We start from the raw sequence: 17,185 nt of genomic DNA on the forward strand, positions 1-17,185 counted from the left end.
AGCTCAGCCCTTCGCCCACTCGGCCTTGGGAATGCCCTGCGCCCACAGCAGCGCGGTCAGGTCATTGTGCCGGATCCGCGCGGCAGCAATCGCTTCGAGCTTCGGCTTGCCGCGATAGCTGATACCGAGGCCAGCCTCCCCGATCATCGGCGCATCATTGGCACCATCACCGACCGCCAGCACTTCGCTTCGGGCGATCCCAAGCTGGTCACGCCGATCCGTCAGCGCCTGCGCCTTGGCCGCCGCATCGACGATCTCGCCCGTCACCTTTCCGGTAAGGTGGCCGTACATGCTCTCGAGGTGATTGGCGCGCACCTCCTGGAAACCGAGTTCGGCCGCCAGCGGATCGGCGAAATCATGAAAACCGCCGGTCACCAGCAAGGTAGCAGCGCCTCGCTTGCGCATGGTCTGCACCAGCGTCCGCGCGCCCTCGTTGTGCGTCACCCGCTCGGTCCGGCAGCGCTCGATGCAACCTACCCCAAGGCCGTTCAATTCGGCCACGCGGGCATGAAGCGCTTCCTCGAAATCCATTTCGCCCTGCATGGCCCGCTCGGTGACAGCGGCAATCTCGGCCTTCTTGCCCGCGAAGTCGGCCAGTTCGTCGATGCACTCCTGCCCGATCATGGTCGAATCCATGTCGGCGACAAGCAGTCTCTTCTCCCGGCTCTCGACCGGCTGCACCACGACATCGATCCCAGGGAGGCCTTGCTCCAGCCGGTCGCGCAGGTCGCGCCAGTCTTCCACCGGCCCGAGCAGCAGGTCGGCCGCATCGCCTTCGTCAATCCACCGCAGCTCGCCGCCGCCGGCAATCTCAACCGCACGTGCAAGGTCGCTGTCGCGAAGCCTTCCTGCTGCTATCAGCGTCGCAATGAACAAGGGCGCTCCTCCTCTAGCCGTCATCGCAGGGCCGACCGCCAGCGGCAAGTCGGCAATGGGCGTAACGCTTGCTCAACGCACGAACGGCGTGATCGTCAACGCCGACAGCGCGCAGGTCTACGCGGATCTGCAGGTCCTGAGCGCCCGCCCTTCAGCGGAAGAGATGGGAGGAGTCGAGCACCGCCTGTTCGGCCACCGCGACGGCGCGCAGCCGTGCAGTGCCGCGGAGTGGGCTGCCGAGGCAAAGAGCGTAATCGCCGAAGTGCATGGACGCGGCGAGCTGCCGATCCTGGTCGGCGGCACCGGCCTCTACCTGCGCACCCTCCTCGACGGCATCGCCGAGGTGCCGCCGATCGATCCCGCCATCCGCGCAGAGGTACGTGCGGCCACCGTCGCTCACAATCACCGCCGCCTGGCGGAATGCGACCCTGACGCCGCTGCCCGCCTCCACGCCAACGACACCACGCGGATCGCCCGCGCGCTTGAGGTCATCCTTTCGACTGGCGCGACGCTGAGAAGCTGGCAGGGACGTACGGTTGGCGGCATCAGGAATGAGATCGCCTTGTTCGGGACAATCTTGCTGCCGGACGCAGCGGTGCTGGCCGAGCACATCGATCGCCGCTTCCTCGAAATGGTGGAGATCGGAGCACTCGACGAAGTTCGCCGCCTGTTGCAACGCCAGCTCTCCCCTACTTTACCAGTCATGCGCGCCATCGGAGTGCCGGAGATCGCCGCCTATCTACGCGGTGACATCACCCAAGACGCGATGGTGGCGGCCGGACAGCTGGCGACGCGGCAATATGGCAAGCGCCAGCGCACCTGGTTCCGCGGACAGGAGTTGGGTCTCGAGCGCGAGGGCGATCAGCAGGCCGCCTTGCACCACCTCCTCTCCGCCGCCAAGGAACGGGGATGCTGACTGACGCTGAGCTTGATCCAACGCCTCTTCACGGCCGCACCGTCGCCATCATCGGCTATGGCAACCAGGGCCGCGCGCAGGCGCTCAACCTGCGGGATAGCGATGTGGCTGTGCGGGTCGGTCTTCGGCCCGGCAGTCCGCACCAGGAGGAAGTCGGCGCCGAAGGGCTCAATGTCCTTCCACCTGCCGATGCCGCACGGAACGCCGACATCGTGGTCCTGCTCGCGCCCGACGAGCATCTCCCCACCATCTATGCGGAGATCGAACCCGCACTGAAACCGGGCGCCGCGCTTGGTTTCGCACACGGCCTGTGCATTCACTACGGCCTGATCAAGCCGCGCAGCGACCTCGACGTCATCATGGTCGCCCCCAAAGGACCCGGTGCCGCACTTCGCCGGCTCTACACCGAAGGCAGCGGCATGGTCGCGCTGGCGGCCGTGGCACAGGACGCGGCCGGCAACGCCTGGCCCCTCGCCCTTGCCTACGCACACGCGCTCGGCAGCGGCCGGCCCGGCGCCGGTGTCCTCCGCTCGACCTTCGAGCAGGAGACCCTATCCGACCTTTTCAATGAGGGCGCCGTTGTCTGGGGAGCCGTCCCAGCGCTGCTGGAAGCCGGGTTCGAGACGCTGGTCGACGCCGGCATCGATCCCCAGCTCGCCTACCTTGAATGCGTATCCGAGCTGAAGCTGCTTGCCGACCTCGTCGAAGCGCGCGGCATCGCGGGCATGCGCGAAGCAATCAGCAACACGGCCGAACTAGGCGCCACGCTCGGCGGTCCGCGGCTGGTCAACGAAGGCACCCGCGAGCGGATGCGCGAGGTTCTCGCCGAGCTCCGCAGCGACAGCTTCGCCAAGACGCTGACCGCCGAAGCCGCCGCAGACTACCCACGCCTTCGCGCCGAGCGCCGCAAGGCTGCGGCCTCCGCCCTCGAGACGGCACGCAAGTCGCTGCTCTAGCCGACTATCTCCGGTGCCTGCCAGCGTTCGCCCACACTGGCTCGTTCGATATAGACGCGTTGCAAGCGGCGGTGGACGCTCGCGGCGACCGGATCCTCCGCTTTCTCGGCGCGCTCCTGCTCTTCGGCAGCGCGGCGGGCGAAATAGATGCGGCTGTCTTCAGTCATGGCCCGCCTCCCAATGTTCGGTTCAGCACGGCAACCATAGCAGATTTGCGCCGAAAACGAAAAAGGGCGCCCGGACCAGCCGGACGCCCTTTTCCTTCAGACCCTTGCGGGGACGGTTCGCTTAGAAGCGGGTACCGACCGTCGCGACGAGCTGGTGACGGCGAACGTCATTCTCGTAATCGCTGAAGCGATACTCGCCGCCGATGTAGGCCTTGCCGGCCAGCGCGAACTGCGCGCCGCCGCCGATGCGGTAGCCGTCCAGGTCCTGCTTGGCGCGCAGCGCGCCGCTCTCGGCGCTGAAGCGGGCATTGGTGTAGCCGCCCTTCAGGTAGACGTTGCTGCCGTCCGCACCCAGCGGAAAGCTGACGCGGCCGCCGGCGTAAAGGTCACGCTCAGCCTTGAGGGTGCCGGCGACGTTGGTCTCCTTCACCGTCGAATCGCTCGCTTCGAGGTCGACGCCGAGCGACGCGCCGTTGCTCAGCGCGAAGTCGTAGCCCGCGCCGACGCCATAGACGACGCCTTCGTCCTTGAAGGTGCCATTGATGCCGCTGTCGTTAACCTTGATGCGCGGGGCATCATAGCCGACCAGCGCTTCCACGCGCGGACCCTGCGGCGCCTGCGCAAGCGCCGGGGTGGCGGCAAGGGCGGCCGTGGCAACGGCGGTCAGCGCAACAAACTTTTTCACAAAACTTCTCCTGATCTTTTCATTGGAGCGGCATGAAGCAACTCGCCGCTCAACGACGAGATGTGTCGTCGCTTGGCGGAATGAAAGATGAATGGGAGAAGAAGTTTCCTCGTTCATCGAAGCGAAAGGCAAATACCTTGCCCTTGCCACGTTGATGAACAGAGGTTCATCTTGGCGGACGGAAAGCTTAACCTGGGTTTCGCTTACCTAGTCACACCGATGTTACTTGCCGCGCTTCTTTCGGTGGCTGTCGAAATCGAGCACGCTGTTTTCGCTTTCCTGCCCCTCGAGCAGGCCGAGCCGCCGCGCGACCTCCTGATAGGCCTCCGCTTCGCCGCCAAGACCCTGCCGGAAGCGATCCTTGTCCAGCTTCTCGCCCGACCGCATGTCCCACAGGCGGCAGCCATCCGGGCTGATTTCGTCCGCCAGGATGATGCGCGAGAAGTCGTTCTCCCACACCCGCCCGAACTCCAGCTTGAAGTCGACCAGGCGGATGCCGATCGCCGCGAACAGGCCGGCCATGAAGTCGTTCACGCGGATCGCCATGTCGGCGATGTCGTTCATCTCTTCCTGCGTCGCCCAGCCGAAGCAGGCGATATGCTCGTCGGCGACCATCGGATCGCCCAGCGCATCGTCCTTGAGATAATATTCGATGATCGTGCGGGGGAGCTGCGTTCCTTCCTCGATGCCGAGGCGCTTGGACAGCGAGCCCGCCGCCACGTTGCGAACCACCACCTCGATCGGCACGATCTCGCACTGGCGGATCAACTGCTCGCGCATGTTGACGCGCCGGATGAAGTGAGTCGGTACCCCGATCGTCGAAAGCGACGTGAAGATATGCTCGGAGATGCGATTGTTGATCACGCCCTTTCCGCTGATCGTGCCGCGCTTCTGCGCGTTGAAGGCGGTCGCATCATCCTTGAAATATTGGATCAGCGTGCCCGGCTCCGGACCCTCATAGAGGATCTTGGCCTTGCCTTCGTAGATCTGGCGGCGACGAGCCATGGGCGGAAGCTTTCGTCTGGAGGAAACGGGATCCAGGCCGCCATAGAAGCCGGTCGCTTCCGGCGCAACGAAACAGCCGCCTAGACGAAGATGGCGACGGTCTGCCTTCCGGCAAGGATGCGGTGTCCTGAGGCGTCCCACAGATCCATCGCCTGCCGCGAGTAGCCGTCGGCCGTGCTTTCGCTCACCGCGCGGCAGAGATACCAGGCAGCGGCATCGTCCGGCAGCCGGTCGAGATCGAAGCTCCACGACAAGCTGCTGATTACCCCGAATTCCGGAAAAACGGGCATGGAGGCAGGCGGAAGGACGTCGGCAAGCGCGATCAGCGACACCAACGGGTCGGCGCCATCGGCGTCGCGCATTCGCGCCCACATCACGAACTCAGGCTCCCCTCCACTGAATGGAAGCCCGCCCGATACGTGCCGGATGTCGTAATTGGCGGCGAAGGTCGGCCCCTGCCCGGCCTTGAGCACTGCTGGGAGGTCGTCGGGCGCCGGTGCGGCAGGCATGACCGCCCGCTCATGCGCGACCTTGGACGCTCGTGCCGCCCCGCAGAAAAAGGTCAGGCGCGCGGCGAGCCCCGCGTCGCCATGCACATCCACCCCGACCGTCGTCGCCGACTTGCCCTGACGCAGGATCACCGGCCGGAGCGTCAGCCGCCCGCTTGCCGGACCGATGAAAGCCGCCTGAACCGAACGGAGTGGTGGCAGGTCGGGGGAGGTTCGCGCCGCCGCCGCCCATGCCAGTGCCGCGGTCATCCCGCCATAGAGCGTCCGCCCCTGGCTCCAGCTCGGCGGCGCGTCGAGCGACAGCGGATCGCCCGCAAGCTAGGCGATGACGGCGGCAAGGGAAGGATGGTTCATCGGGCGGCAGCGCGCGTCAGGGCAGGATGGTCGTCAGGAGATAGGCCGCGAAGATGGCCAGGTGCACCGAACCATGCAGCAAGGTCGTCCGCCCGCGGGCCAGCGACAGGCTTCCGATGAAAAGGGTCAGCGCGAGCAGCGTGACGCTCTTGTTATCAAGGCCGAGCGCCAGCGGCAGTCCGAGCGAGAAGGACGCGACGGTTACGGCGGGGATCGTGAGGCCAATCGTCGCGAGCGCCGAACCCAGCGCGAGGTTGAGGCTGGTCTGCAGCCGGTTCGACCTTGCCGCACGGACAGCGGCAACGCCTTCCGGCAGAAGAACGATCGCGGCGATGGCGATGCCGACCAGCGACAGCGGGGCTCCTGCCGCCGTGACGGCCCGCTCCAGCGGCCCGGACAGGGATTTCGCCAGCAGGATCACCGCTCCAAGGCTGATCAACAGCACGCCGAAGGAGGTCCAGGTCGTCCGCAGGTCGGGCTTCTCGGCATGGGCTTCCGGCAGGCGGGCGAGATCGCCCTTGGGCAGGAAATAGTCGCGATTGCCGACGGTCTGCACGAAGACGAACACAAGATAGAGGATCAGCGAGAAGGCGGCGACGAACGCCAGCTGCGTTCCGCTGTAGATTGGCCCCGCGACACTGGTGGTGAAATTGGGCAGCACCAGCGTCAGCACCATCATGGTTGCCAGAGTGCTGAGGGCCGCCGTGGCACCGGTCCGCGTGAACCGCGCTTCCTTCTGGTAGCGCGCGGCGGCCACCAGGCACAAACCCAGCAGCAGGTTCATGATGATCATCGCCGCGGCAAACACGGTGTCACGGGCCAGGGTCGAGGCGGCCTCGCGATTGGCGAGCATCAGCGACAGGATCAGCCCAACCTCGATGATCGTCACCGCGACCGCCAGGATCAGGGTGCCGAACGGCTCGCCCACCCGGTGCGCGACGATCTCTGCGTGATGGACCGCGGCGATCACCACGGCGATCAGGACCATTCCTACAATCAGCGGCGACAAGCTGATGGCCGATCCCGCAAGGATCACTGCCCAGCCCAGCAAGGGGCCGAGGAAGGCCGCCCAGTTCCCGATTTTGGCCATGCCCCTCCATGTGGAATGGGGGAGCAGATGTCGAGCCCGCAATGGGACGGATTGCTCCCGGGCGCTGCATCGGCAACGCCCGGGCGGCAACCCCTTACTTGCCGCTCATCGCTTCCTTCAGGCCTGGCGCGAACTCGGCCCCGTGCGGCACCTTGGCCGTCGACTTTGCCACCGTGTCGCCGATCGGCTCGGCGCGGCCACCAAGGCATTTGGAAAGGAAGTTCTCGGCCACCGCATTGAACGCGATGTTGTTGACCGGCCGCGCAAACCCGTGCCCCTCATCCGGGAACAGGACGTAGGTCACCGGAATGTTGCGGCTGCGCATGGCCTCGACGATCTGGTCCGCCTCGGCCTGCTTTACCCGCGGATCATTGGCGCCCTGCCCGATCAGCAAGGGTCGCTGGATCTTGTCAGCGGCATAAAGCGGCGAACGCTCGCGGAGCCACGCCTTGCCCGCCTCGGTGCCGGGATCGGCCATTCGACCATAGAGCTGCGCGCGGCCAGCTTCCCAATAAGCCGGAATGGACGCGAGCAGGGTCGACAGGTTGGACGGCGCGACGATCGCGACCCCGCAAGCGAACTCGGTCGGCGTGAACGCCATGCCGGCCAGCGTCGCATAGCCGCCGTAACTGCCGCCCATGATCGCCACCTTGTCCTTGGTGGTGATCCCATTCTTGATCGCCCAGTCCACGGCATCGAGTAGATCGTTCTGCATTTCGCGGCCCCAAGCACCATTGCCGGCCGCGAGGAATTTCTTGCCGAAGCCGGTCGAGGCACGAAAGTTGACCGACATCACGGCATAACCGCGGTTCGCCAGCCACTGGTGGTAGCCGTTGAAGCCGTATCCATCGCGGCCCCATGGACCGCCGTGCACCAGCAGCACCATCGGCATCGGCTTGTCGGGACGGCCACCGCGATTGGCGTCGCTGCCCGGCGGCAACGTCAGATAGCTCGGCAAGGTCAGGCCGTCGCGGCTCTTGATCTCCAGCGTCTGCATCGGGCTCAGCGGCAGGCCGGCGAGCGCGGGACGGCTGTCGAACAGCTTGGTCAGGGTCTTCGCCTTGCGGTCGTAGAGATACGTCACGCCCGGCCGGTCGGCATCGGCAGCCCCCACCACCCACAAACGGTCGTCGGTGGTCCGCGACGAAATGCCGAAGTCGCCCTTCAGCTGCGCCTTCAGGAAAGCGAGATCGCCCGCGATCGCATTGCCGACCGGTTTCCAGTCGTTGCGAAGGTAGTTGACCGAATAACCTTCAAGCTCGCCCGTTCGCGGATTGGCGATGCCGCCTCCGATGTCGGCACGAGCATCCTGAGCCAGGACCTGCGTCTTGCCGCTGGCGACGTCCTGCGCCACCAGCGCCGCGGTGTCGCGGCCGCGGCTGTCTACCCAGTAGAGCGTCTTGCCATCGGCAGTGAAGCCGGCCGGCGCGGTCGTCTGCGCATCTTCGAGGCCGACGCTGGCGAAGGGCGCCGCCGCGACCTTGTTGTTCTCGACCTTGAAGAAGTCGGTCCCGCCATCGGTCCGCGACTTGGACGCCATGCGAAGGTTGAGGCCGGCGTCCGCGACGAACCCGGCAAACCCGCCCTCGTTCAGCAGAACCGGCGTCGTCTTGCCGGTCTTGAGATCAAGGCTGTGGACGTCATGCCACTTCTGGTCGCGATTGTTGAGCCCGATCAGGATGCGATCCCGGATCGTCGGCGAGATGCTGACGAGTTGCACGGTGGTCTTGGTGAACGGCGTCAGCAAACGCGCCTCACCGCCGGTCGGACTGACGCCATACAGGAGGAAATCCTCGTCCCCGCCCTTGTCGTTGACGAACAGAACCGACGAACTGTCCGGCGCCCAGAAGTAGCTGCGGATAGGGCGGCTTTTTTCGGCGGTGACGGCCTTGGCCCCGGCCGGATCGCTCACGGGCGCGACCCAGATGTTCATCACCCCGTACACGGGCGCGGTCCAGCTCAGCCACTTGCCGTCGGGCGAGATGCGCGCATTGGCCTTTTCGGGATTGCCGAACAGGACGTCACGCGGGATCAGCGGAATGCTTGTCTGTGCCACGGCAGCTCCAGCAACGAAGGTCGCGGCAGCGGTAGCGGCAAGAAGCAAGTTGCGCATTGTTTATCTCCCCCTGTTCCACGGTCGAGTCGCGACAGGAGTGTAACGCGGATCAGTCTCCCTGAAAGCGGTTGCTCCGCGGGAAGCCGAGCGGCGCCATCCGTCCGCTGGCGCCGCGGATCGCCTTCCACGGCGTGAGGTCGCTCTCGGTCCGCGTCCGCCCGCTGTCGCCGCCCATGCTCCAGCTCAGCCCCTCGCCCGCCTTGAGCACCGCGATGTCGGCCAGCCCGCCGTCGCGATAGCGCTGAAGCTGGACGCCGGACCCGCGGCCCATTTCCGGCAATTCGCTAAGGTTGAAGACCAAGAGCTTGCGATTGTCGCCGACCACTGCAACCGTCTCGGCATCCTGCGGGACAGGACGCAGCACCTGCAGCTTGGCGCCGGGACGCAGGTTCATCAGCTGCTTGCCCTTGCGGGTCTCGGCCAGCACCGCTTCGCCGCTGGTGAGGAAGCCGCGGCCATCGCTGCTGGCGGTAAGCAGCCGGGCGGTCGGCTTGACCACCAACATTGCCGCAATTTCGACCTCCGCCGGAAGGTCGAGCGACAGGCGCAGGGGCTCACCAAAGCCGCGCCCACCCGGCAGTTTGTCGCCGCCGAGTGTATAGACCCGGCCGTTCTCGCCCGCGATCAGGATCTTGTCGGTGGTTTGGGCATGCAGCGGCTTGCCCCACAGTTCGTCGCCTTCGCGGAACTTGAGGGTGCCAAACTCTTCGGCCGCCAGATGCCCCTTCATCGCCCGGATCCAGCCGCGCGCGGAGAGGATCACGGTGATCGGCTCCTTCTCGATCATCGCCGACCAGTCGATCTCGGCCCGGGCGGCGAGCGGCTTCTCTTCGATCGTGGTCCGGCGCGGATCGCCGAACTTGGCCTTGACCCCTTCGAGGTCCTTTTTGAGACGGTTGCGCTGCCGCCGCGGGCTTTCGATCAGGCCGAGCAGATCCTCGCGCTCCTTCGCGAGCGCCGTCCGCTCCTTGGCGATCTCCATTTCCTCCAGCCGGCGGAGGCTGCGCAGCCGCATATTGAGGATCGCCTCGGCCTGCCGGTCGGTGAGGCCGAACTCGGCCATCATCACGACCTTGGGCTCGTCCTCGGTGCGGATGATCTCGATCACGCGGTCGAGATTGAGGTAGGCGATCAGGAAGCCGTCGAGCAGCTCCAGGCGATCCTCGATCTTGCCGACCCGCGTGCGCGAACGGTTGAGCAATACCTCGATCTGGAACTGGAGCCAGGCGGTCAGGCAGCTCCTCAGCCCCATCACGCCCGGCGTGCGGTGCTGATCGAGCACGTTTAAGTTCAGCGGGAAGCGGATTTCGAGATCGGTCAGGCGGTAGAGGCTCTCCAGCAGCAGCGCCGGATCGACGGTGCGGCTGCGCGGCTCGAGCACGATGCGCAGATCCTCCGCGCTTTCGTCGCGCACGTCGGCAAGGATCGGCAGCTTCTTGTTGGCGATCAGCTCGGCAATCTGCTCGATCAGCTTGGCCTTTTGCACGCCATAGGGGATTTCGGTGACGACCAGATCCCAGCCCCCGCCCTTTTCCTTTTCTTGGGCGGCCCGCGCCCGCAGCCGGAAGCTTCCGCGCCCGCTTTCGTAGGCGGCAAGGATCGTCTCGCGGGCGTCGACCACCAGCCCGCCGGTGGGGAAATCGGGGCCCGACACGAAATCCATCAGGTCGCGCGTTTCGGCGGCCGGATTGTCGATCAGGTGCATCGCCGCGTCGATCAGCTCGGTGACACTGTGCGGCGGGATGCTGGTCGCCATGCCGACCGCAATGCCGCTGGCGCCGTTGGCGAGGAGGTTGGGGAACAGGCCGGGGAAGACCTCGGGCTCTTCTTCCTCGCCGTTATAGGTGGGGCGGAAGCCGACCGTGCCTTCGTCGAGGCCATTCATCAGCTGGGCCGCGACCGCCGTCAGCTTGGCTTCGGTGTAGCGATAGGCGGCAGCGTTATCGCCGTCGATGTTGCCGAAATTGCCCTGCCCGTCGACCAGCGGATAGCGAAGCGCGAAGCTCTGCGCCAAGCGCACCATCGCGTCATACACCGACTGGTCGCCGTGCGGATGATATTTACCGATGACATCGCCCACCACCCGCGCCGACTTCTTGTAGGCGCCAGCGGGATCGAGCCGCAGCAGCCGCATCGCCCACAGCAAGCGGCGATGGACCGGCTTCAGCCCGTCGCGGACGTCCGGCAGCGAGCGCGCGGTAATCGTCGAAAGGGCATAGACGAGGTACCGCTCGGAAAGTGCGGCGTCGAAAGGAACCTCGATCTCGGTATCGCTGGGCTGCATGGCCCTTGTGTTAGCTCAGCCCTCGGCCATCCGCCACGGGGGAAAGCGACGCGCTTCGCCGGCGCGATACAGGAAGATGATGTTGCCGGCGGGATCGCGCAGCCGCGCCTCGCGCCACAGCCACGGCTGATCGCGCGGCCCATGCTCGAACACCATGCCGCTTCGCGCAAGCGCCTCGACCCGGCTGTCGAGGTCGTCGCACTCGAAATAGACCGCAGTGGTCGGCGCGATCTCTTCTTCGGGATCGATCTGGACCGAAAAGGTCACCCCGCCCCACGCCTCGAACCGGGCATAGCCATTTTCGGGACTGCCGACGATCTGGGTCAGCCCGAGCTTCGTATAGAAAGCGACCTGCTTGACGTAATCCTTGCCGGTCACCGTTACCTGGTTGAGCCGCGGGCTGCCGCCGACGTCGAGCCGGACCTGCCCCTGCCCCATCGGCCCATGCCCCTCGCCTAGCCCCGGAGCCTCCAGCAGCGCGATGCGGACGAAGTTGCGCGCCTGCGCCACCGCGTCGGCCAGCCGCCGTCCTTCGCCAAGGCCGAACGCGATCGCGCTCGCCAGCGTGCAGCCGGTGCCGTGGCTGTGCGGTGTCTCGATCCGCGTGCCCTGCCAGCTGGTGAGATTGTCCTCCTCGATCAGCGCGTCGGCGACCGCTTCGCCCTCGTCGTGCCCGCCCTTCACCAGCACCGCGCAGCGATGCTTGGAGACCAGGCCGAGCGCACCTTCGACCGGATCTTCCTTGCCGGTCAGGCGGGTGAGCTCCGGCAGATTGGGCGTCGTCACTGTCGCCAGGTCCATGAGCGCGCCGAATGCTTCTATCGTCGCTTCGTCGGCCAGCGCCGCGCCGCTGGTCGCGATCATCACCGGATCGAAGACGAGCGGCACCCGCGGTTCCATCGCCGCCAGCCGTTCCGCCACCATCCGCGCGGTGAACGCCGATCCGATCATGCCGATCTTGATTGCGTCCACGCCGATGTCGCGGACCACTGCATCGATCTGCGCCAGCACGATCTCGGCCGGGACCGGGTGCACCGCATCGACGCCCAGGCTGTTCTGCGCCGTCACCGCCGTGATCGCCGTCATCGCGTGACCGCCAAGCATGGTCACGGCCTTGATGTCGGCCTGGATCCCAGCCCCGCCCCCACTGTCGGAGCCGGCGATGATCAGAATTCGAGGGATGCTCTTGGCAGTCATTCGGCTCCTGCGTGGCGCCGCCAGGGTTAAGATTTTGCCTTGGCAGCCGCCGCTTTCAAACGCGTCGGACGGTCGAGCAGTTCACCCCGGCAATTGGGACAATGCTCGTCAAGCTCCTCGGCGCAGGGCGCGCAGAACGTGCATTCGAAGCTGCAGATGAACGCGCCCGGCAGATGCGCCGGAAGCGCTTCGCCGCAACGCTCGCAAGCCTCCTTCATCGCCAGCATCAGGCCGCGGCCTCTTCCACCGCAGCACAGATGCGTGCGACGACCGCCTCGACCTCGGCCTCGTCGTCGCCTTCGGCCATGACGCGGATCAGCGGTTCAGTCCCGGACCTGCGGATCACCAGCCGCCCGCGACCATCGAGTTGCTTCTCGGCATCGGCGATGCAAGCCTTGACCGCCTCTGCCTCAAGCGGCGCCCCGGCCTTGAAGCGCACATTGCGAAGCAGCTGCGGCACCGGTTCGAACTGCGCCAGAAGATCGCTCGCGCGGCGGTCCTGCCCGACCATCGCGGCGAGGATCTGCAAGCCAGCGACCAGCCCGTCGCCAGTGGTCGCGTGATCGGTGAGGATGATGTGCCCCGACTGCTCGCCGCCGACATTACACCCGCGTTCGCGCATCCCTTCGAGGACATAGCGATCGCCAACCTTGGTCCGGTGCAGCGCCAGCCCTTCCGCTTCAAGCTTCCGCTCCAGCCCGAGGTTGCTCATCACCGTCGCCACCACGCCGCCGCCGCGCAGCAGCCCTTGGCGCTGCTGGTCGAGTGCGATCAAGGCCATCAACTGGTCGCCATCGATCACCTTGCCGCTGTCGTCGACCACGATCAGCCGGTCAGCATCGCCATCGAGCGCAAGCCCGATATCCGCGCCGCTCGCCACCACCGTTTCCTGCAACAACTGCGGATGGGTGGATCCACACTCGTCGTTGATGTTGGTGCCGTTGGGCTGGACGCCGAGCTGGATGACCTCGGCGCCAAGCTCCCACAAGGCATCGGGCGCTACATGATAGGCCGCCCCGTTGGCGCAATCGATCACGATCTTGAGCCCGTCGAGCCGCAGCTTTTCCGGAAAGGTCGACTTGGCGAAATGGACATAACGACCGCGCGCGTCGTCGATCCGCTTGGCGCGTCCGATCCGATTGGCCTCGACCAGTTCTGCCTGGGTCCCAAGCAAGGCTTCGATCGCTAGTTCGTCCTCGTCGGACAGCTTGAAACCGTCCGGCCCGAACAGCTTGATCCCATTATCGTGAAACGGATTGTGACTGGCCGAAATCATGACGCCGAGATCAGCCCGCATGGAGCGGGTCAGCATCGCCACCGCCGGCGTCGGCATCGGCCCGAGCAGCACCACGTCCATGCCCACACTGGTGAAGCCCGCCACCAGCGCGCTTTCCATCATGTAGCCGGAAAGCCGCGTATCCTTGCCGATCACCACCCGGTGGCGATGGTCGCCGCGAACGAAATGCGCGCCCGCGGCTTGCCCGACCTTGAGCGCGATATCCGCCGTCATCGGCGCCTTGTTGGTGAGACCCCTGATGCCATCGGTGCCGAAGAACTTGCGTGCCATGATCTGCCCCTTAGCGCGGGGTCAGCGCAACGCCCAGACCCCGACCGGCAGCGGATGGAGCCAGGTCGCCAGCAGAAAGATGGTCGTTCCGCCCGCAACGGCGAACCAGCCGGGCTGCGCGAGGCCGCGACCGAACGGCACAAAGCTCGTTTGCCGCTCCCACTCGGCCCATCGGGGCCCGAGCTGCCTGCGCTTCTTCGCATCCTGCGCCTGTGCGCCGACGAGGGCGAGCAGCAGGATGGCTACCGCGATCGCGACCGCGCTTGGCTCAGGGTTCACCGCCAGGTGCACCAGCGCCCACGACGCAAAGCTCCACATCATCGGGTGGCGGGTCCAGCGGAACACGCCGGCTGGCCGACCAATCACCGCATCGTGGCGTTGCAGGGTTTCCATCGCCGGATTGCGCACGAACGAGCCGGCCAGCAACACGCACGCCAGCCACATGACCGGCAACGCGGCGCTCCACACCCAGCCAGGCACCGACCACATCAAGCTTTCCGCGCCCGCCGCGCGGCGAGCGAGCACCATCGGCACGAAGCAAGCGAACGACACGGCCGAATAAGCCGCGAGAAAGCCCTTGGGCCCAAGCCTTGCGACCAGCGGCGCCCGCAGCGGATGCGACAACAAAAGGTGCGTGGCGACGAACAACGCTGCGAACAGCGTTGTCGCCGCCGCCGCGCTCACCGCCGATACGCCTCCGGCAGCGCGCCCCGCTCGAGCGTCCGGTAGCGGTCGCGAAGCTTGGTCTGGCGTGTTTCCAGCGGCTGCTGCACGCCGTCGATGAAGACGGCCTCGGCAGCACTGAGATTGTCGAGCGGATCGCCCGACCAGATCACCATGTCGCCGCGGCGACCCGGCGCCAGGCTTCCGACCTCGCCGCCGAGCCCCATCGCTTCAGCCGGGCGCGAGGTGATGGCGGCCAGCGCCTCGCCCCAGCTCAGCCCCGCGGCGCCTGGCAACCGCGACAGGCCGACGAGATTGCCGGCATACCAGCGGGCACGGAACGCCATGCGCTGCTCGTCGTCATTGATGGTGCCGATCGACACCTTGACGCCGGCAGCGCGGAGGCGGCCGATGTTGCTCATGGTCGACGCAACGCTCTCGAATGTGCCGGGCAGCGAGGTCAGCGCCGATGCGATCACCGGAATGCCCGATGCCGCAAGCTCCGGAGCAATGGTCCAGCCCTCGTTGGCACCGACAATGGCCATCCGAATGCGTGGAAACTCGCGCTTTAACGCGATTACTTGCCGCAGATCGGCCGCACGCTCGGCATGGATCAGCAACGTCTGCCGCCCCTGCACAACCGGAACCAGCGCCACTGCGTCATAGCGGGTCAGCAGCACGTCCTGATTGCGCCGCGCCTCGTAGGAGCGGTTCTCATTGGGATTGGCGACTACCGGGTCCTCGCGCGGATCGTCTCCCGTCCGTCCCGACGTATCGCGAGCAGGCGCTCGTCCCCCCGCGACCTGCCCGGCTTCACGCAGCGCATTGCGAAGGAGCGCATGCGCGGCGCTACGGCTGCCGCCAGCGGTTTCCGCCCCGTCCTCGCCCAGCTCGACGAACTGGAACAAGCGGCCGCGGGTGATCGGCTGGCCGTCGGCACCGGTGTCGATCAGCGCGCCCTGCCCCGCAAAGATGCTCTTGCCGGTGCTCGGTGCGACGATGGCGCGTGTGACGCCCTCGGCCCGGTTGATCGCAACCGGCGCGCCATTGGGATTGATCGAAGGAGCGACATCCAGCGCGGCGCTGAACGGTCCGTCCGAACGCTGGTCGTTGGCGGCGGCCACGGCGTCCACATCGGCAAGACCAAGCCGCGAGAAGCCGGCGATGATGCCCGGCGTCACCCATTTACCGGTGGCATCGATCACCTGTGCGCCCGCGGGCACGGCCACACCCTGCCCCGCGGCAACCACCCGGCCATCACGGATCACGACGGTACCGCCGGGGATCGGTGCCGAGCCATCGCCCAGCCCTACGGTGCCGCCGGTGACGGCAATGGTCTGCGCGGCGGCGGGTGATGCCACGGCCAGCGCCGTCGCGCCGAGCAGGACAGTCAGAGAGCGGCGGATCATTTCACGTCCCCTTCGCCCGGTTGGCCAAGCTCGAAATCGCTGACCGGCCGCATCCGCGGATTGTTGGCGTCGTACATCAGCGCTCCGTCGACCCACACGCGCTCGGGCCGGGTGTAGGTGCTGAACGGATTGCCGTTCCACAGCACGACATCGGCATTCTTGCCCGCCTTGAGGCTGCCGGTCTGGTCGAAGATGCCAAGCGCCTTCGCCGGGTTCATTCCCAGCCAGCGCCAGGCATATTCCTCGGTGATCTGGAGCCCGGCGCGGCGACCGGCGGCCATCGCCTTGGCAGCTTCCTGATTAAGCCGCTGGATACCATTGGCGTCGTCCGAATGGACAATGGCGCAGGCCCCGGCCCGATCGACGAACGGGATGTTCTCGCGGATCGCGTCATAGGCTTCCATCTTGAAGCCATACCAGTCCGCCCACATCGCCGAGCAGATGCCCTCACGGGCAAGGATGTCGGCGATCTTGTAGCTCTCCACCGCATGGTGGAAGGCCGTGATCTTGTAGCCCGCCTCCTTTGACAGATCGACCATGTTGGCCATTTCGTCGGCGCGGTAGCAATGGTTGTGAACGAGGATCTTGCCCTCGAGCACGCCTTTCAGCGTGTCCATCGCGAGATCCTGCTCGGGCGCATCGCCGCCGTCGCGTTCGTAGGCATCCCACTTACGCTTGTAGGCCTTGGCGTTGATCCAGGTTTGGCGGGTGACAGCGATATTGCCCATGCGGGTCGATGGACCGCCCTTGTCGCCATAGACGCGCTTGGGATTCTCGCCGCAGGCCATCTTCAGGCCATAGGGCGCGCCGGGGAACTTCATTCCCTGCATGGTCCGCGCGGGCACGTTCTTGAGCGTGACCGAGCGGCCGCCGAACAGATTGGCGGAGCCGGGCAGGATCTGCAGCGAGGTGACGCCGCCGTTCGCCAGCGCGCGGCTGAAGCCCGGGTCCTGCGGCCAGACGCTATGCTCGGCCCAGACCTCGGGGCGGGCCGGGCCGGTGGCCTCGTTGCCATCTTCATGCGCTTCGACGCCGGGCGAGGGATAATCGCCAAGGTGGCTGTGCACGTCGATGATGCCGGGCGTCACATATTTGCCCGTCCCATCGATCACCTGCGCCCCGGCCGGGGCCGCGACGGTCTGGCCGACCGCCTGTATCTTGCCGTCGGCGAGATAGACCTGGCCGTTGTTGATCCGCCCGCCCTCGCCGTCGAGGATGGTGACGCCGGTGATCACCACCGGCGTGCCGCCATAGCGCTGGTAGGTCGAGGGGAAGGGATCCGAAGCAATCCGGATCCTTTCCCCGTCGTCCTTCTCGTTACCGCCCGTGGTGGCACAGCCGGTAAGCGCAAGCGCCGCCAGCGATACCCCGATCAGCCCCTGTTTCATGCC

The 17,185-nt window shown here is 66.2% G+C and carries 16 protein-coding genes; 2 read left to right on the forward strand and 14 right to left on the reverse strand.

The features are described 5' to 3' along the window. Positions 1-3 precede the first annotated feature (3 nt). Positions 4-876 carry a phosphoserine phosphatase SerB gene (gene serB, locus ACP69Z_RS11330; RefSeq protein WP_426267588.1) on the reverse strand — a complete coding sequence of 291 codons (873 nt, stop codon included), beginning with the start codon at positions 874-876 and terminating at the stop codon, positions 4-6. Between serB and miaA the strand changes: the two genes are divergently transcribed. Then, positions 869-1,792: a tRNA (adenosine(37)-N6)-dimethylallyltransferase MiaA gene (miaA, locus tag ACP69Z_RS11335; RefSeq protein WP_426267589.1), complete on the forward strand. Its 924-nt coding sequence runs from the start codon at positions 869-871 to the stop codon at positions 1,790-1,792. The two genes, serB and miaA, sit on opposite strands and share 8 nt — an antisense overlap. Further along, positions 1,786-2,748 (forward strand): ketol-acid reductoisomerase, encoded by a 963-nt coding sequence (gene ilvC / locus ACP69Z_RS11340; RefSeq protein WP_426267590.1) that lies wholly within the window; start codon positions 1,786-1,788, stop codon positions 2,746-2,748. The genes miaA and ilvC overlap by 7 nt, the downstream gene beginning before the upstream one ends. Here the strand turns inward: ilvC and ACP69Z_RS11345 are convergent. From ACP69Z_RS11345 to ACP69Z_RS11405, 13 genes are all read right to left on the reverse strand, one after another. Beyond that, a complete protein-coding gene (locus ACP69Z_RS11345; RefSeq protein ID WP_426267591.1) occupies positions 2,745-2,915 on the reverse strand; it encodes a hypothetical protein in 171 nt (56 codons plus the stop codon). The genes ilvC and ACP69Z_RS11345 overlap by 4 nt on opposite strands. Before the next feature lie 121 nt (positions 2,916-3,036). Beyond that, a complete protein-coding gene (locus tag ACP69Z_RS11350; RefSeq protein WP_426267592.1) occupies positions 3,037-3,600 on the reverse strand; it encodes an outer membrane protein in 564 nt (187 codons plus the stop codon). 222 nt (positions 3,601-3,822) lie between these two features. Further along, positions 3,823-4,605 (reverse strand): phosphoribosylaminoimidazolesuccinocarboxamide synthase, encoded by a 783-nt coding sequence (gene purC / locus ACP69Z_RS11355; RefSeq protein ID WP_426267593.1) that lies wholly within the window; start codon positions 4,603-4,605, stop codon positions 3,823-3,825. 80 nt (positions 4,606-4,685) lie between these two features. Further along, positions 4,686-5,417, reverse strand: a complete 732-nt coding sequence (locus tag ACP69Z_RS11360) for an acyl-CoA thioesterase (protein WP_426268094.1) — start codon at positions 5,415-5,417, stop codon at positions 4,686-4,688. Between the two features lie 67 nt (positions 5,418-5,484). Continuing rightward, positions 5,485-6,558, reverse strand: coding sequence for a calcium:proton antiporter (locus tag ACP69Z_RS11365; RefSeq protein ID WP_426267594.1), 1,074 nt, complete (start codon positions 6,556-6,558; stop codon positions 5,485-5,487). 94 nt (positions 6,559-6,652) lie between these two features. Then, the gene (locus tag ACP69Z_RS11370) at positions 6,653-8,671 is read right to left on the reverse strand and encodes a S9 family peptidase (RefSeq protein ID WP_426267595.1); all 2,019 of its coding nucleotides are present in this window, start codon (positions 8,669-8,671) and stop codon (positions 6,653-6,655) included. Between the two features lie 52 nt (positions 8,672-8,723). Then, on the reverse strand, positions 8,724-10,958 hold the full coding sequence (gene parC, locus ACP69Z_RS11375) for a DNA topoisomerase IV subunit A (RefSeq protein ID WP_426267596.1): 2,235 nt from the start codon (positions 10,956-10,958) through the stop codon (positions 8,724-8,726). Positions 10,959-10,973: 15 nt separating this feature from the next. After that, entirely contained in the window at positions 10,974-12,155 is a 1,182-nt protein-coding gene (thiD, locus tag ACP69Z_RS11380; protein WP_426267597.1) for a bifunctional hydroxymethylpyrimidine kinase/phosphomethylpyrimidine kinase, read from the reverse strand. A 26-nt stretch (positions 12,156-12,181) separates the two neighbouring features. Beyond that, positions 12,182-12,382 carry a DUF1272 domain-containing protein gene (locus ACP69Z_RS11385; RefSeq protein ID WP_426267598.1) on the reverse strand — a complete coding sequence of 67 codons (201 nt, stop codon included), beginning with the start codon at positions 12,380-12,382 and terminating at the stop codon, positions 12,182-12,184. Continuing rightward, positions 12,382-13,722, reverse strand: coding sequence for a phosphoglucosamine mutase (gene glmM / locus ACP69Z_RS11390; protein WP_426267599.1), 1,341 nt, complete (start codon positions 13,720-13,722; stop codon positions 12,382-12,384). The genes ACP69Z_RS11385 and glmM overlap by 1 nt, the downstream gene beginning before the upstream one ends. Positions 13,723-13,743: 21 nt before the next feature. Then, positions 13,744-14,406 carry an NnrU family protein gene (locus tag ACP69Z_RS11395; protein ID WP_426267600.1) on the reverse strand — a complete coding sequence of 221 codons (663 nt, stop codon included), beginning with the start codon at positions 14,404-14,406 and terminating at the stop codon, positions 13,744-13,746. Continuing rightward, positions 14,403-15,794 (reverse strand): amidohydrolase family protein, encoded by a 1,392-nt coding sequence (locus tag ACP69Z_RS11400; protein WP_426267601.1) that lies wholly within the window; start codon positions 15,792-15,794, stop codon positions 14,403-14,405. The genes ACP69Z_RS11395 and ACP69Z_RS11400 overlap by 4 nt, the downstream gene beginning before the upstream one ends. After that, a complete protein-coding gene (locus ACP69Z_RS11405; protein WP_426267602.1) occupies positions 15,791-17,182 on the reverse strand; it encodes an amidohydrolase family protein in 1,392 nt (463 codons plus the stop codon). Before ACP69Z_RS11405 ends, ACP69Z_RS11400 begins: the two co-directional genes overlap by 4 nt. Positions 17,183-17,185: the final 3 nt, after the last annotated feature.

This window comes from Sphingomonas sp. LHG3443-2, from assembly GCF_049896405.1.
Taxonomy (GTDB): domain Bacteria; phylum Pseudomonadota; class Alphaproteobacteria; order Sphingomonadales; family Sphingomonadaceae; genus Sphingomicrobium.

Excerpts from the sequence above, each read along its gene's own strand:
- ilvC (WP_426267590.1), top strand. The coding sequence starts at position 1,786 with ATGCTGACTGACGCTGAGCTTGATCCAACGCCTCTTCACGGCCGCACC.
- ACP69Z_RS11385 (WP_426267598.1), bottom strand. The coding sequence starts at position 12,382 with ATGCTGGCGATGAAGGAGGCTTGCGAGCGTTGCGGCGAAGCGCTTCCG.
- ACP69Z_RS11345 (WP_426267591.1), bottom strand. The coding sequence starts at position 2,915 with ATGACTGAAGACAGCCGCATCTATTTCGCCCGCCGCGCTGCCGAAGAG.
- purC (WP_426267593.1), bottom strand. The coding sequence starts at position 4,605 with ATGGCTCGTCGCCGCCAGATCTACGAAGGCAAGGCCAAGATCCTCTAT.
- ACP69Z_RS11405 (WP_426267602.1), bottom strand. The coding sequence starts at position 17,182 with ATGAAACAGGGGCTGATCGGGGTATCGCTGGCGGCGCTTGCGCTTACC.
- miaA (WP_426267589.1), top strand. The coding sequence starts at position 869 with ATGAACAAGGGCGCTCCTCCTCTAGCCGTCATCGCAGGGCCGACCGCC.
- glmM (WP_426267599.1), bottom strand. The coding sequence starts at position 13,722 with ATGGCACGCAAGTTCTTCGGCACCGATGGCATCAGGGGTCTCACCAAC.
- thiD (WP_426267597.1), bottom strand. The coding sequence starts at position 12,155 with ATGACTGCCAAGAGCATCCCTCGAATTCTGATCATCGCCGGCTCCGAC.
- ACP69Z_RS11400 (WP_426267601.1), bottom strand. The coding sequence starts at position 15,794 with ATGATCCGCCGCTCTCTGACTGTCCTGCTCGGCGCGACGGCGCTGGCC.
- parC (WP_426267596.1), bottom strand. The coding sequence starts at position 10,958 with ATGCAGCCCAGCGATACCGAGATCGAGGTTCCTTTCGACGCCGCACTT.
- ACP69Z_RS11370 (WP_426267595.1), bottom strand. The coding sequence starts at position 8,671 with ATGCGCAACTTGCTTCTTGCCGCTACCGCTGCCGCGACCTTCGTTGCT.
- ACP69Z_RS11365 (WP_426267594.1), bottom strand. The coding sequence starts at position 6,558 with ATGGCCAAAATCGGGAACTGGGCGGCCTTCCTCGGCCCCTTGCTGGGC.